The sequence below is a fragment of the Paenibacillus sp. GCM10027629 genome (assembly GCF_042676425.1).
GTDB classification, from domain to species: domain Bacteria; phylum Bacillota; class Bacilli; order Paenibacillales; family Paenibacillaceae; genus Paenibacillus_K; species Paenibacillus_K terrigena.
This window is the reverse complement of the sequence record NZ_JBHTGZ010000012.1, coordinates 887,743-901,472: the sequence shown is the minus strand read 5'-3', so window position 1 is coordinate 901,472 and position 13,730 is coordinate 887,743. Positions and strand designations below refer to the sequence as shown.

Here is a 13,730-nt window from a genome sequence, read left to right as displayed (position 1 = left end):
GATCGTGCTCCTTTCTATTGGTCATGATCATGATCTTACTTGGTTGTCACGGCTTCTTCTTGCACGGCCTTACCGAAGGATAACGTGCCTAGCGTATATCCGGCATAGACCGGTGAACTCTGCTCATAGAGTGATGCGCAATGCTGAGGTGCCTCTAGCGCCTTGCGATACGTCTTTAAAATTGTGCGCAATTGGTCCGGTGTGTACGTGCTGCCTTCGATGCGGAAATGCCCTACGCCAGCTTGGATAAGATCTTGTAAAATAGGAAGATAGCAGAGTTCTTTGGCTGTCGTTAGATGATTCCGTCCGAATTGGTCCCGATATACCGGGTTCTCGCCTTTATCCGTCATGAGGACAAGATGGTGATTATCGACGAATTTATTGTCTTCTTCCGCTATGGATTGGAAGACTTCTGTATTCTCGTATAAATCGAGTTCCAAGAACATCACAACAGGTGAGCCGTGAACGACGATCTCCATCGGGACTGTCGTATGCGAGATCAATTCTGTGAAATGCTCGAGCGGAAGCTCGATGGAAGCGGTGGATCGATTCAGTCCATGCTCGTTATAGAACATGGCGGCCTGATTGTTCGAGATGTTCAAATTGTAATCTCCAATCATCTTCAGACCGAATTGCTGGAAGCGATGCAGCGCACCGATATTCGTCACGATCATGCCGTCGATACCAAGGTCTGCTGACTTCAATAGATGTTCATATTGCTCGAAATGCAGCTCCGACATCATGCGCGGCAAGGCGAGATAGATTTGAGATAATCCTTTCATTGTCGTCAATTCTTTAATCTCCTGACGTGTGAATGGACGATCAGGTGCGAAGACGTCGCCTGCCAAGTAAATATGATGAACGCCTTCTTCAATTGCGACCTTCGCTTGCGCGATATTATTGACGCGTACGGAGAGCTCTCTTACAGCAGCTTCTGACCGATGTACCGTGGACAAGGATGTTCGAATCTCATTCAGGCGATCTTCGTGAATATCACGTTCGGGTGTTGGTGTACTGAAGACTTTGCCTGTGCTGTAGAACTTGCCGGTTCCTTCATAACGTCGATTAATGTAAGATAACCCTGGATTACCGAATGCATACGCTGTGGAGAAATCGCGTTTCCGATGCTCGAATAATTCACTTGAGTTTTGGGATCGGTTGTACCCGGTCGGATCTGCAATATAACGATCAATGGCGTCGCCGTAGCTGTTAATGAGCATCGTTACGAATTCTTTATCCCGCATACGCCCTTCAATCTTGAATGACGTGATACCGGATTCAATCAGCTCGGGAATATACTCATATAAATTCATATCTTTCGCAGCAAGAGGGTATTCTGTCGGGTAGACGTTGCCGTCCTTCTTCACGCGATATTCCCAACGGCATGGCTTCATACATTGACCGCGGTTGCTGCTCATGCCGAAGATCATGGAGCTGATATGACAGTTGGCGCCATGAACCGTACACATATCGCCGTGTACGAAGTATTCGAATTCCATACCGGATTTGGCTTGCAGATACCTTGCCGTCTGCAGATCCATCTCGCGAGAAGCGACAACCCTTGTAACACCCATATCCGCAAGGAACTCAATCATCGGCAGATTGTGAACGTTCATCATAACGGAAGAGTGGATATTAATATCTAATCCCATTTCCTTGATGAGTGAGAGGATCGCGAAATCCTGTACGATAATCGCATCAGGCTTCACTTGATGAATAAATTGCAGATACTGTCTTGCATCATCCATATCCTGCTCATTAATAAGATTGTTAAGCGTAATATAAACTTTCTTGCCAAGGGAGTGAGCGATAGAGATCGCTTGCTCGATTTCTTCATAATTCAGATTGTAGCCTTTGCGCATCATACGCATATTTAGACTTGGACCACCGAAATAAACGGCATCACAATTGGTCTCAATGACCGTCTGGAATATTTCGAACGTACCTGCAGGAGCGAGCAGCTCCACTTCTTTACCATGAAAATATCTTGCCATAGGATAAAACCTCCATAACTTCCTTCGATCATTGCCAAATGACAAATAAACCGATGAGAATAAAAATGAGTAAAAAATAGGTGTCTTGACGATGCCAAGTTAATCTGAAAAATTTGGAGCGGGGCTCTCCTAATTTGTATCCCCGAGCTTCCATTGAATTGACGAGCTCTTCCGCACGCCGAAAGGCACAGACAGTAACGGGAACGAGCAGTGCAATCATCGCTTTGGCTTTATCTTTCCAGGGGAGATCTTTCAGGTCTGCTCCCCGAGAAGCTTGTGCTTTGACAATCCGCTCGGTCTCCTCCAGGATGGTCGGAATGAATCGAAGCGCAATGCTGAGCATCAGTGCGATGGCTTGCGGTGAAATGCGAAATATTTTGAGCGGCTTCAGCATGTCCTCTAACGCTTGGGTCAGCATCGCCGGTGTTGTCGTAAATGTAAGCAGTGCAGTGAACGTGACGAGTAAGAACATCCGCCAGACAGTGAACACGGCGGTGACGATCCCTTCGGAATAGATCTGAATCGGTCCCCAATAGAGTAACAAATCTCCACCCTTCTCGAGGAAGAGTTGGAATAGAAAGATAAATAGCATGAGATATCTAAGCGGCCGCACAGCCTTCCAGAACATCGTCAGTTTGATTCTTGTACTGAGAAGAATCAGCTGGGAGACGATCGTGACGGCGACGAAGTCAACAAGAGAATGGAGCAGGACAGTAATGACCGCAAAGATTAGCATGCAGGTCATTTTGGCACGCGGGTCAAGCTTATGAACCCATGAGCCTGTTGCGATGACGCGGCCTAGGATGAATCGTTGCTGCATGGAACACCTCCGCTATCGTCACGTTGTGATGTCTGGAATAGAAGATGGATTTGCTCTGCCACCCATGAGGGTGTGAATGTCGCCCTTGTGCCGTCTTGCCGCACATGATTCGCTAACGGGTTATTCGTCATCTGCTCACAAGCCTGTAGGATTCGGAACGGCTTGGGAATGGCCATTCGCCAAGTTGGCAGCTTCTCGGCATGTTCGTAGAGCGCCATGTTCGATCCTTCGAAGACGAGCTTGCCTTCATGCATGACGAGCAAGTGGTCCGTAAAAGGCAGAACCTCGTCCAGCCGATGCGTAACGACGATGACCGTCTTGTTCTGGGTCCTACATAAGGTGTGCAGCAGGGTCATAAATTCTTCACGGCTTCTTGGATCCAGCGTCGCTGTTGGTTCATCAAGCACAAGTACATCAGGGTTCATCGCGAGCACGGAAGCAATAGCTACCTTGCGCATCTGCCCTCCGCTCAGCTGAAATGGACTGCGGGAGAGCAGGTCTGGACTTAATCCGATTTGCTCAAGTGCAGCGATGGCCAGTAGCTTGGCTTCGGCTTCTGTTGCACCGAAATTCATCGGACCATAGCAGAGATCATGCTCTACGGTGTCGGCGAAAAGCTGCTGCTCCGGGAACTGGAAGACAAGTCCGACGCGTTGCCGCAGACGTTTAACTTCGTGAATTTTTTCACCTGGAAGGATTAGAAAATCCAGCACCTGTGCCTTGCCGTCTGTCGGACGCAGGATGGCGTTGAAATGTTGTAACAGTGTTGATTTCCCTGAGCCGGTCGGACCGATGATCCCAACGAATTGCCCATCTTGAATATGAAAGTGTACATGATCGAGTGCCAGCTGTTCTGGATTGCCGCCGTAAGCGTGGCTTACTTCATTGAATACAATTGGCATAATTCCTCCAGTAGTCCATGTTCATCTGCATGATGGTGGACGGGTACATCGTATGACATATTCAATTGCTGTGTTAATCGAATATAGAATGATGGAATCAAGTTGCATCGCCTCATAACATCAGGTTGCCGTGTGATGCTGGAAGGAGGCGCATCTGCAATGATATGCCCATCAGCGAGTGCCAGTACCCGATCCGATGCCTCGATTTCGTCAGCATCATGGGTAATTGAAATGATCGTGTATGAACCGCTCTGATGCATGTCACGGATGATCCGAATGACATCTTGCCTGGATTGTTCATCGAGCATGGAAGTCGCTTCGTCGAAAATAACAATGCGAGGTTCCATGGCAAGGATTGCGGCTAGCGCAGCGCGCTGCTTCTGCCCGCCAGAGAGTTCCCCGGGATGCTTCGATAATAGAGAGACAATATTGAGCTTCGCTGCATAGTGATTCACACGGCGCTCCATCTCGGCATGATCGAGCGATAGATTCTCTAGTCCGAAGACCATGTCTTCCATGACCGTGGTGCCTATGAACTGATTCTCGGGATTCTGGAACACATATCCGATCTGCTGCCGAATGTCATATAAGTTCTCATTGGTTAACGGCGTGCCTTCAATGGAGATTTGACCTTGCGTTGCACGTAATAGTCCATTGAACAATTTGACGAGGGTGGATTTGCCTGAACCGTTCGCACCAATAATCGATACCCATTCCCCTGGATGAATCGAGAGTGAGATATCATGCAGAATGGGCGTGTTGTTGTCAGCTCCTCTATAAGAGAAATGGACTCCTTCCATTAGAATCATTGGGTTACTCATGTGCAGCCCACCCTTGGAATAGTGTGAGCTTCGACAGTGCCGAGATCAAATATTTGACGGCGAGACCGATGAAGATCCCCGTCACAACCCCTGTGAGCAGCAGCGCCGGCAAATAGTAGAACATCTTCGATGTCTTGAAGATGATCATCGCCGCCGTAAGTTGACCAATATTATGACCTATTCCACCGACAATACTAATGCTGATCAAGCTGAAGAAATTTCGCCCCAGACGCATCATGCCATACATGAGCACGAAGCTGACGATGGCACCGAAGAAGCTGAACAGAAAGCTGGAGAAGGTTCCGAATATAAATGCGGTCAGAATCGTCTTCAGTACAATGAGCATTAGCGTGTCTTTGCCGTATAAGAAATAGAGGCAAGTCAGCACCATAATATTCGCGAGGCCTAGCTTGGCACCTGGAACAGAGAAGGGCAAGGGAATCATGGATTCAATGATGCTTAAGACGACAGCAACGGCGGCGAAGATTGCAATCATCACCGTTTTTTTGAGCATGGCTGCGGAAGTATCAATTGACGACGGCATCGAGATCATCTCCTTGATCCTTTGGATTTGTGTTCTCGATCTCGACTAATACCCGATGTGGGAGACAGACAATGGTCTGCGACGGATTCGTAATAAATCCGAAGGTGAGGCAGACTTTGTCTGGACAATCTGCATCGATCATTTCAATGCCGTGATCGTGAACCTTGAGCAAGTTGTAGTGGCCGTCTTCGGTCTGAACTTTAATTTCTTGTGGTTCAGCCGTAAGCTCGACGGTACGGTATATTTTTCCGTCTACTGTAATCGTAGCAATTTTGCTGTGCGATTCGTCACTTACTTCATTCGGAAATGCTCTTATGATGATGAAAATGATCGCACACAGTAGGACAATACCGATGAGCAAAATATCTCCACGTCTAAGCTTCATCATCGTGTAGTCCTCCTCATGTAAGTTAGTTGTGATTATATACTTAAAAATTGAATTAAACTATGCGTGATGAAATGGTAAGTTGGCATCATATGTGATATAATATTTGGCTACAATTTAAGGAGGTAACATTATGCTTCGCTCCAAAGCTATCATCATGCTGCTCGTCCTCTGTATGTTGACTCTTGCCGGTTGTGGCGAAACCTCAACATCCAAGGATGCAACAGAGAGTATAAACCCCAAATCACAGACTTACTTCGTATTTGATACGGTTGTTACCATACGGGTATATGACAAACAAGTCACGGATCAGCATTTCAAAGAGATTAAGGCGATGCTCGACGATATTGAGAACAAAATGAGTCGTACCATCAAGACAAGCGATATCTATCAGGTCAATGCCAATGCAGGCAAAAAAGCCATTACAGTATCGGATGAGACATTTTATGTTGTGAAAACGGCTCAGAAATACTCAGAACTTTCCAAAGGTCGATTCGATGTCGCCATCGGAACCCTCGTCAGCCTATGGAACATTAATCATGAGGGCGCACATGTTCCGCCGCAGAGCGAAATTGACGATGCGCTCAAGCACGTGGATTACAAGAATTTGATACTAGATGAGAAGAATAAGACGATCAAACTTGCACAGGAGGGGATGGCACTCGATCTAGGAGGCATTGCGAAGGGATATGCTGCAGATCGGATTGCTGACTATCTCGTAGAACGCAAGATGCCGAATGCGATCATCGATTTGAGCGGTAATATCTATGCTCTAGGCGTGAAGCCGGGCAATAATTTCTGGACGATCGGTATTCAAGATCCGAACGATAGCCGAGGCAACCAGATTGGAAGCATGCGTGTCCAGAATCAGACGGTCGTTACCTCAGGGATCTATGAGCGTTATTTTATCGAGAACGGCGTACAATACCATCATATCCTCGATACGAAGACAGGCTATCCGGTTGTCAATGATCTGAACAGCGTCTCCATCGTAACGGATCATTCGATTGATGCGGATGCCTTGTCCACCACCTTGTTCGCACTAGGCAAAGAAGAGGGTATGAAATTCGTAGAGAATATGGAGAATACAGAAGCGATATTTATTACGAAGGATAAGAAAGTGTACATGACATCAGGGATGAATGACAAATTTCATATGACGAATAAAGATTATGTCATCGTAAATGGCAAATAGCTGTATTTGACACGTGACGCATTTTTCTTTATCATAGAGTATCGGTAAACTCGTTAAAAATTTCTTATTTAAAAAGGTGGTCCTATGGCGTACATTCCTAGAGTAATTGATTTCAAACTTTCCGATTATAACGAAAAAGAAGGCCTTTACCAATTTGTTGTTGAACTGCAGGATGGTATTAAATGCAGAATGTTCTACAATAGATACCCGGAATGGACGGTTAAAAACATCAGCCGCTTGCACACGACACCTTGCCCGATCTGCCGTAAAGATTACATTTGTAAATGTATGGGGAATGTCGTGGATCTAATTCATGCGCAAGTTCAAGAGCGCGAATTGATCTCCTCGGTGCTATCGCAAGCATAATTGCATAAGATACAAATGAACTTCACGAACATGTCAACGAACTTCCTTGGCATGTTTTTTTCTTGTTCTTAGGTTTCGGGGCCCCCGCAAAGTACTTGAACCACTCCGAAGACAAAGCACCACTTTGTGGGGTAATCTTATATAGACTTATTTATTGTAAAGGGGTGCAGCATGGTGCTACGCAATCGTAGATCTTTTATGATTTGGCTCATTTTGACGGTGTTATGGATGGGGTTCATTTTCTACAAATCGGCCGAACCGTATCAAGAGCAGGACATTCGTCCGATGCTCGCGAAATGGATTCCGCAATCGGTCGTGGATCGATGGATGCCGCATATCGAATTTACATATGACGGTGGGCTTGTGACGTGGAAAGAGCCATATGACTTCATCGAATTTATTATTCGTAAAGGGGGTCATATCGCGGAATATGCCCTGCTTACTTTACTATGGATCAAGACATTACGAGCTACCAAGCGTTTTCGAAGCTTCGCGATTCCACTTGGAGCGGTGCTTTCTGTGCTCTATGCGGCTTCCGATGAATGGCATCAATCTTTTGTCGAAGGGCGGACAGGGCATGCGATTGACGTCGGGATGGACTCGGTCGGCGTGCTGCTCGTCGCATGTGGATATGGGGTCGTGCTGCTCTTACGCAGATGGAGGAGCGCACGCTAATCTCGGGCCCCGTCAGATCATGCAGGATTTTATCAAGAAATGGTGAATTATGTAATGAATTGTTCACGACTTGATATGAAGGATCTGATGGAATGCGATCGATACGAAGTTGGTTCATGATAGGGATATTTGTGTTTGGCTTATGGGGTGGGGAGACCGTGCTTGCTGCGGATTCGTCATCGGCAGCCAATGATGATACCGCGCCTACAGCGAGAAATGGTGTGCTCGACGCGCAGAATTGGATGCACGCCAGGGACCGTGTACTGCCTTTGAACGGAGAATGGTTATTTTATTGGCAGTCGTTGATTGAACCCCAGCGATTTAAGGAGCTGACAGCACTGCCTAAGCCGGTGTTAGCGCAAGTGCCAGACACCTGGACCAATTATTCGTTGGGAAATCAGGCGTTATCCAACCAAGGTTATGCCACCTACCGGCTCGTTGTACAGTTACCGCCTGCTGAGCTCGGACGGATGAAGTCGATCTATGTACACGGCGTTGCTACGGCGTACAAGCTGTGGGTGAATGGCGAGCTTGTATTGGAGAACGGGACGGTTGGTCCGAATGCCGAGGCATCGGTGCCGAGAAATTATGCGAAGATGGCTTCTTTTCAACCGAATCAATCCGAACTTGAGGTTGTCATCCAGGTATCGAGCTTCGTGCAGCGGAAGGCGGGGATCTGGGAGCGTATTGAGCTTGGCGATCCCGAAGTGATCACGAGTAAGCGTGAGGCAAGCATCGCGTATGAGGTGTTCTTTTCTGGTACGCTGCTGGTGTTCGGTTTGTACCATATCTTATTTTTTTTACAGCGCAGCAAGAACAAGTCGCCTCTATACTTCGGGTTGACTTGTATCGTTATCGGTTTGCGTGCACTTCTATTGGGGCAGTCGATGATCATATCTTTCTTTCCAGAACTGCCATGGGAAATGGCGGTTAAGCTTGAATATTTGACGGCTTATAGTGGTGTGATTTTCTTTACTTGTTATATCCAGAATCAATTTAAGAAGTACCTGAATCGGTGGGTTGCATCCATCGTCATCGGGATTCATCTTGTGCTTAGCTTAATCGTCATTCTCACGCCGGCACTCCTATTTACGCAGACGCTACCTCTGTATCTGATGGTTTTTGTCGTTGTTACCGTATATTGGTTGTATCTAAGCGGGATGGCTGTTGGACACGGTATTCAAGGAGCGAAGCTGCATCTCGCCACGATTCTCATCATCGTACCGTGTGTGATTAGCGAACTGCTCTATTATAAGACGATGTTCGGGTTCGCAGACGTATTGTCATTGGGGATGTTTCTAGGGCTTATTTTGCAGGGGATCCTGCTAGCGCATCAATTTTCTTCATCCTTCGAACAGTCCGAGCGGCTCTCGCAGGAACTTGGTGAATGGAACCAGACGCTGGCGACCAATATTCGGCGTAGGACGCTTGAACTGGAACAATCTAATGCCGAGTTGACGCATGCTAACAATTCTCTTAGTCAATTGGAGCAGTCGAGAAGACATCTGTTGTCGAATATTTCGCATGAGCTCGGAACCCCGCTGACGTCGATCCAAGGCTATGTTAAAGCAATGATGGACGGGGTTGTACCACCCGGAGAGCCGAAATATATGAAAATTATTTTTGAGAAAACGTTATATCTGGATCGGCTCATCGCAGATTTGTTCGAGTTATCGAAGCTTGAAGCGGGACAGATTACATTCGATCGTAGAGAAACGCAGATTACTCCTTTCCTACGGAAATTGTACGATAAATATAAATTTGATCTGGTGGAGTATGACTATACATTTGAAGTTCAGGGGGATCATGCGGAGCAGGAGAAGGCCGCAGCCCATTTGGATCCTGTTCGAATTGAACAAGTTGTCTCGAACTTGCTGTACAATGCGAAGTATCATACGGACCCTGGAGGGAAAATTCAAATCCTTGTCCAGGTGGATACGATGGATTTTACGGTTCATATTATCGATACCGGCAGAGGCATGGCGGAAGAGGAGATTCCTCATTTGTTTGACCGTTTCTATCGGGGGAGTGCCAGTCGGCGATCGGGTAAGAAGGGTGCAGGCCTGGGGTTATCTATTTGCAAAGAGATTGTCGCTTATCACGAGGGTACGATCCAGATGTGCAGTATGCTAGGCGAAGGCAGCGACGTGTATTTTACAATTCCTTTGCTCCAGGAAGAGCAGATGAGGTTGGAGGGGAAGGCAGATGGCAGAGCAGACGATTTTAGTCATTGAAGATGATCAAGAAATTGGAGAACTAATGGGGTTATACCTGGAGCGGGAAGGCTATCACGTCATTCATTCGATGAGCGGGGAGCAAGGGCTGGAATTGGTAACTTCGGAGAAGCCGGATCTGATCCTGCTCGATATCTTGCTGCCAGGGATGAGTGGAATGGATGTATGCAATCAGGTGCGTCTGATATCGGACGTTCCTATCATTTTCATCAGCTGCAAGCGAGATAATGAGGACATAGTGAACGGGCTCGACTTGGGCGGCAATGATTATATAACAAAGCCGTTCAATCCGACGGTGATGGTCGCGCGGGTCAAGTCGAACTTGCGCCGGTCCGCGATGAAGCGTGAGGTCGAAGAGAAGGCGAGTCTATGGCGTCACGGACATCTGGAGATTGATATGCGCACCGTAGAGGTGCGGGTGAATGGAAGCAGCGTGTCGTTATTCGTGAAGGAGCGTCAGCTACTCATGTATCTCCTTCAGAATCCGAACCGTGTCTATAGCGTCTCTCATTTGTTCGATACGATCTGGGGGCAAGGTAATGACAGTGATGAGCGGACTGTAATGGTCCATATGAGCAATTTGCGTAGGAAAATAGAGCTTGATCCTAGCAATCCGAAGATGCTTCAGACGGTAAGGGGATATGGGTATAAGTTCAATATGGAGTAGGCCGTCTGTTAAGGGCGGGGTGGGGGTTGACCATATCTTGGGGGCGATTATGCACAAGAGTGTGGGAGGGGATCTCCTTTCAGCCGGCTCTTGTCCGCCCATTGCTAAGATGAGATTGGGTGGATGCAATGGGCTACCAAATGCCGGACGTAGACTCTTCCAGGAGATTCCCCTCTCCACCTATAGGTGCTAATCGCTGAGCGAGATCTCGTAACCCGAGGGGCCGTCCTTAAAGGACGGCCTGTGTTGTGGGTAGGGCAGGGGTGAGGGGATCTCCTTTCAGCCGGCTCTTGTCCGCCCATTGCTAAGATAAGATTGGATGGATGCAATGGGCTACCAAATGCCGGACGTAGACTCTTCCAGGAGATTCCCCTCTCTAGGTGCTAATCGCTGAGCGAGATATCGTCAACCCATGGGCCGTCCTTCAAGGACGGCCTGTTTTGTGGGTAGGGCAGTGGGAGAGAGGGATTTCTATGAAGGTATGGTGGTTGAGAGTGTGTGATAGAGTAATGGCTTTTATCTTTGTATAATCCAGAAGAAATTAGTATTTATGATGATCGGGTGCGCGGCTGCATTGTTTAGTCGCGCTTTTTTGCTATGTTGGATTGCTGCAGGATAGGAGGGCTAAATGGATATCAGATCGTGACTATAGTGGATGCCTGCAGGATAGAGTGGCATCTATCCGCCTTTCAGGCTCTCTTCCTTCAAAGTTCGTGCATATTTCCATGATAGATTAAGAATTGGGTGATATGAGTGGGGCTATGTTGTCTGAAATACATCATAACGATTCGTGGTTTCCGTAACTGGCGTGAATGCAATGCGCTACCGTGTGATGGATGATGCCTATGATGGTCCGAAAAGAATAGATGTTTGGTTGAAGGAGTAATCTGCTGTTGGCGGGTTGCTCTTTTTTGCTTGTGGCGAATGCATGGAAATTGAATGCGTCATATGTACGCATTGCTCTTCCTTGTTGACCGAAACGTTGAACTTTGCCAGTTTATTTGACTGTGGTTAAGATCATAGGGAAAAGCGTCAAAGCGTTAAATTTCCTGTGCTACAATGGGGCTGAATTAACCGGAATCAAACGAAAACGTACACGAAGCGATATACAAAGACGGGTTTGAAAGAGGTGTTGTCCATGGAAATGACGTTTCGTTGGTTCGGAGGCAACGATCCTGTGAAATTGGCGCAAATTCGGCAAATTCCAGGCGTCAACGGCATCGTGTCGGCTGTGTACGATGTTCCTGTCGGTGAAGTGTGGCCGCATGAGGCGATCGCTGCATTGATATCCGAAATCGAGTTGCACGGCATGAAGCTTGCGGTCGTTGAGAGCGTTCCTGTTCATGAAGATATTAAGCTTGGGAAGCCAAATCGCGACCAGTTGATTGAAAATTACAGTCAAACGATTCGGCGATTAGGTGAGGCGGGCGTACCGGTTGTTTGCTACAATTTTATGCCGGTGTTCGACTGGACGCGTTCCGATCTGGCCTTTACGCTTCCGGATGGCTCAACGACGCTCACGTTCGAAGAGGAAAAGATACAACGCATGAATCCGGCGCAAGGCGATTTGTCGCTACCTGGCTGGGATGCCAGCTATACGAAGGAGGAAATGCAGCATTTACTGGAGCAGTACCGCGGTATGAGCGAAGACGAATTGTGGGCTAATCTGGCCTATTTTCTGGAGTGGGTCATTCCCGTAGCCGAAGAGGCCGGTGTGAAAATGGCGATCCATCCCGACGATCCGCCGTGGCCAATATTCGGGTTGCCTCGGATTGTCGGCAATATGCGGCAGCTGCGTAGGCTTGTAGACCATATTGACAGTCCCGCCAACGGCATCACGTTCTGCTCTGGTTCGCTTGGTGCCGATCCCGATAATGATCTGATCGAGATTATTCGTTATTTCGGGGACCAGGGAAGGATACATTTTACCCATACGCGCAATATTCTTCGCACCGGCGCTCGTTCCTTCCAGGAATCGTCGCACCGTTCGACGGACGGCTCAATTGATATGGTGCGCGTGCTTGAGGCGCTATGGGATACCGGATTCGATGGGCCGCTGCGCCCCGATCACGGCAGGATGATCTGGGGAGAGCAAGGACGCCCTGGTTACGGCTTGTACGACCGCGCATTGGGGGCTGCGTATTTGAACGGCATCTGGGAGACGGTCGAGAAGATAAAGCGAGGAGGCCATTAATATGAAATTATCCGTATTTACAGTCGCAACGCCTGATTTAACGCCGGAGGAACTTGCCAAAGCCGCATCGGCGGCAGGCATTCAAGGTTTGGAATGGCGCTGTAAGGAGCAGCCGCAAGATACCCAACTTCAAGGCCCTCCTTCATTCTGGGGCAATAATCTGAGTACGATCGATCCCCGCGCTACCGCCGAGCAGCTCTCGGTATTTAGCAGCGCTGCTAACCGTTATGGGCTGCAATCGATCGCACTAACGCCGTACCTCACATGCGGCGATTTGGAGGGAACGGAGGCGATGTTCAAGCTTGCTGTGCAGCTTGGCGCGTCGATGGTCCGCGTTGGCGTTCCTTTCTATAACGGTACACGGAATTACAACGAGATGCTTCAAGACGCGGTCAGTTATTTGAAGGCGGTTGAGGAACTTGCCGGTGAGTATGGCATTAAGGCGCTTGTGGAGACGCATCATTTTACGATTGCGCCAAGCGCAAGTGCAGCCTACCGGCTCGTACAAGGACTTAACCCCGATAAGGTCGGTGTACTGTACGATCCAGGCAATATGGTGCACGAGGGCTTTGAGAATTACCGGATGGGCATGGAGTTGCTAGGTCCATATCTAGCTCATGTCCATGTCAAAAACGCGGGCTGGAGGCCTGTTGCGAAGGATGCCAGCGGCGTGGAGCATCCGAATTTGCCGCAAGCGGAGCATGGCGGCCAGGAGGCAGAGCCATTGAATCCGATTGCTTGGTCGGGTTCCTGGAGGCCGATCGCGTCGGGCATGGTACCGTGGAAGCGGGTATTAGCCGATCTGAAAGCCGTTGGTTACGACGGCTGGCTCGGGGTTGAAGACTTCAGCGAAGCGTACGATTCGAAAACGATGTTAAGCTTATATGCCCAGCAAATGAGGACTTGGTGGGAAGAGCTTGAGTGAGCTGCAGC

At 48.3% G+C, this 13,730-nt stretch carries 13 protein-coding genes; 7 read left to right on the top strand and 6 right to left on the bottom strand.

The genetic code is table 11. The features are described 5' to 3' along the window. Positions 1 to 35: 35 nt before the first annotated feature. Genes ACFQZR_RS24800 through ACFQZR_RS24775 form a run of 6 tightly spaced genes read right to left on the bottom strand, consistent with a single transcriptional unit; the run spans position 36 to position 5,469 of the window. Positions 36 to 1,994 carry a peptidase U32 family protein gene (locus ACFQZR_RS24800; RefSeq protein ID WP_379350880.1) on the bottom strand — a complete coding sequence of 653 codons (1,959 nt, stop codon included), beginning with the start codon at positions 1,992 to 1,994 and terminating at the stop codon, positions 36 to 38. A gap of 28 nt (positions 1,995 to 2,022) precedes the next feature. Further along, a complete protein-coding gene (locus ACFQZR_RS24795; protein ID WP_379350878.1) occupies positions 2,023 to 2,814 on the bottom strand; it encodes an energy-coupling factor transporter transmembrane component T family protein in 792 nt (263 codons plus the stop codon). Further along, positions 2,793 to 3,716, bottom strand: a complete 924-nt coding sequence (locus tag ACFQZR_RS24790) for an energy-coupling factor transporter ATPase (RefSeq protein WP_379350876.1) — start codon at positions 3,714 to 3,716, stop codon at positions 2,793 to 2,795. Before ACFQZR_RS24790 ends, ACFQZR_RS24795 begins: the two co-directional genes overlap by 22 nt. Beyond that, on the bottom strand, positions 3,692 to 4,537 hold the full coding sequence (locus ACFQZR_RS24785; protein WP_379350874.1) for an ATP-binding cassette domain-containing protein: 846 nt from the start codon (positions 4,535 to 4,537) through the stop codon (positions 3,692 to 3,694). The genes ACFQZR_RS24790 and ACFQZR_RS24785 overlap by 25 nt, the downstream gene beginning before the upstream one ends. Continuing rightward, on the bottom strand, positions 4,530 to 5,081 hold the full coding sequence (locus tag ACFQZR_RS24780) for a Gx transporter family protein (RefSeq protein WP_379350872.1): 552 nt from the start codon (positions 5,079 to 5,081) through the stop codon (positions 4,530 to 4,532). Before ACFQZR_RS24780 ends, ACFQZR_RS24785 begins: the two co-directional genes overlap by 8 nt. Next, positions 5,065 to 5,469 (bottom strand): NusG domain II-containing protein, encoded by a 405-nt coding sequence (locus tag ACFQZR_RS24775; protein WP_018759547.1) that lies wholly within the window; start codon positions 5,467 to 5,469, stop codon positions 5,065 to 5,067. Before ACFQZR_RS24775 ends, ACFQZR_RS24780 begins: the two co-directional genes overlap by 17 nt. Before the next feature lie 130 nt (positions 5,470 to 5,599). On the opposite strand from ACFQZR_RS24775, the gene ACFQZR_RS24770 reads away from it, so the two are divergent. The 7 genes from ACFQZR_RS24770 (at position 5,600) to ACFQZR_RS24740 (ending at position 13,722) form a co-directional block, all read left to right on the top strand. Continuing rightward, positions 5,600 to 6,661: an FAD:protein FMN transferase gene (locus tag ACFQZR_RS24770; RefSeq protein WP_379350869.1), complete on the top strand. Its 1,062-nt coding sequence runs from the start codon at positions 5,600 to 5,602 to the stop codon at positions 6,659 to 6,661. Between the two features lie 189 nt (positions 6,662 to 6,850). Continuing rightward, positions 6,851 to 7,027: a hypothetical protein gene (locus ACFQZR_RS24765; protein WP_379350867.1), complete on the top strand. Its 177-nt coding sequence runs from the start codon at positions 6,851 to 6,853 to the stop codon at positions 7,025 to 7,027. Between the two features lie 198 nt (positions 7,028 to 7,225). Continuing rightward, entirely contained in the window at positions 7,226 to 7,702 is a 477-nt protein-coding gene (locus ACFQZR_RS24760) for a VanZ family protein (RefSeq protein WP_379350865.1), read from the top strand. A 116-nt stretch (positions 7,703 to 7,818) separates the two neighbouring features. Further along, on the top strand, positions 7,819 to 9,936 hold the full coding sequence (locus tag ACFQZR_RS24755; protein ID WP_379350863.1) for an ATP-binding protein: 2,118 nt from the start codon (positions 7,819 to 7,821) through the stop codon (positions 9,934 to 9,936). Continuing rightward, positions 9,908 to 10,603 carry a response regulator transcription factor gene (locus tag ACFQZR_RS24750; RefSeq protein ID WP_379350861.1) on the top strand — a complete coding sequence of 232 codons (696 nt, stop codon included), beginning with the start codon at positions 9,908 to 9,910 and terminating at the stop codon, positions 10,601 to 10,603. Before ACFQZR_RS24755 ends, ACFQZR_RS24750 begins: the two co-directional genes overlap by 29 nt. Before the next feature lie 1,138 nt (positions 10,604 to 11,741). Beyond that, on the top strand, positions 11,742 to 12,797 hold the full coding sequence (gene uxuA / locus ACFQZR_RS24745; RefSeq protein WP_379350859.1) for a mannonate dehydratase: 1,056 nt from the start codon (positions 11,742 to 11,744) through the stop codon (positions 12,795 to 12,797). A 1-nt stretch (position 12,798) separates the two neighbouring features. After that, a complete protein-coding gene (locus tag ACFQZR_RS24740; protein ID WP_379350857.1) occupies positions 12,799 to 13,722 on the top strand; it encodes a sugar phosphate isomerase/epimerase family protein in 924 nt (307 codons plus the stop codon). Positions 13,723 to 13,730 lie beyond the last annotated feature (8 nt).

Coding starts and splice junctions, on each gene's coding strand:
- ACFQZR_RS24760 (WP_379350865.1), top strand. CDS start 7,226: ATGATTTGGCTCATTTTGACGGTGTTATGGATGGGGTTCATTTTCTAC.
- uxuA (WP_379350859.1), top strand. CDS start 11,742: ATGGAAATGACGTTTCGTTGGTTCGGAGGCAACGATCCTGTGAAATTG.
- ACFQZR_RS24800 (WP_379350880.1), bottom strand. CDS start 1,994: ATGGCAAGATATTTTCATGGTAAAGAAGTGGAGCTGCTCGCTCCTGCA.
- ACFQZR_RS24795 (WP_379350878.1), bottom strand. CDS start 2,814: ATGCAGCAACGATTCATCCTAGGCCGCGTCATCGCAACAGGCTCATGG.
- ACFQZR_RS24765 (WP_379350867.1), top strand. CDS start 6,851: ATGTTCTACAATAGATACCCGGAATGGACGGTTAAAAACATCAGCCGC.
- ACFQZR_RS24755 (WP_379350863.1), top strand. CDS start 7,819: ATGATAGGGATATTTGTGTTTGGCTTATGGGGTGGGGAGACCGTGCTT.
- ACFQZR_RS24770 (WP_379350869.1), top strand. CDS start 5,600: ATGCTTCGCTCCAAAGCTATCATCATGCTGCTCGTCCTCTGTATGTTG.
- ACFQZR_RS24780 (WP_379350872.1), bottom strand. CDS start 5,081: ATGCCGTCGTCAATTGATACTTCCGCAGCCATGCTCAAAAAAACGGTG.
- ACFQZR_RS24785 (WP_379350874.1), bottom strand. CDS start 4,537: ATGAGTAACCCAATGATTCTAATGGAAGGAGTCCATTTCTCTTATAGA.
- ACFQZR_RS24790 (WP_379350876.1), bottom strand. CDS start 3,716: ATGCCAATTGTATTCAATGAAGTAAGCCACGCTTACGGCGGCAATCCA.
- ACFQZR_RS24775 (WP_018759547.1), bottom strand. CDS start 5,469: ATGATGAAGCTTAGACGTGGAGATATTTTGCTCATCGGTATTGTCCTA.
- ACFQZR_RS24750 (WP_379350861.1), top strand. CDS start 9,908: ATGGCAGAGCAGACGATTTTAGTCATTGAAGATGATCAAGAAATTGGA.
- ACFQZR_RS24740 (WP_379350857.1), top strand. CDS start 12,799: ATGAAATTATCCGTATTTACAGTCGCAACGCCTGATTTAACGCCGGAG.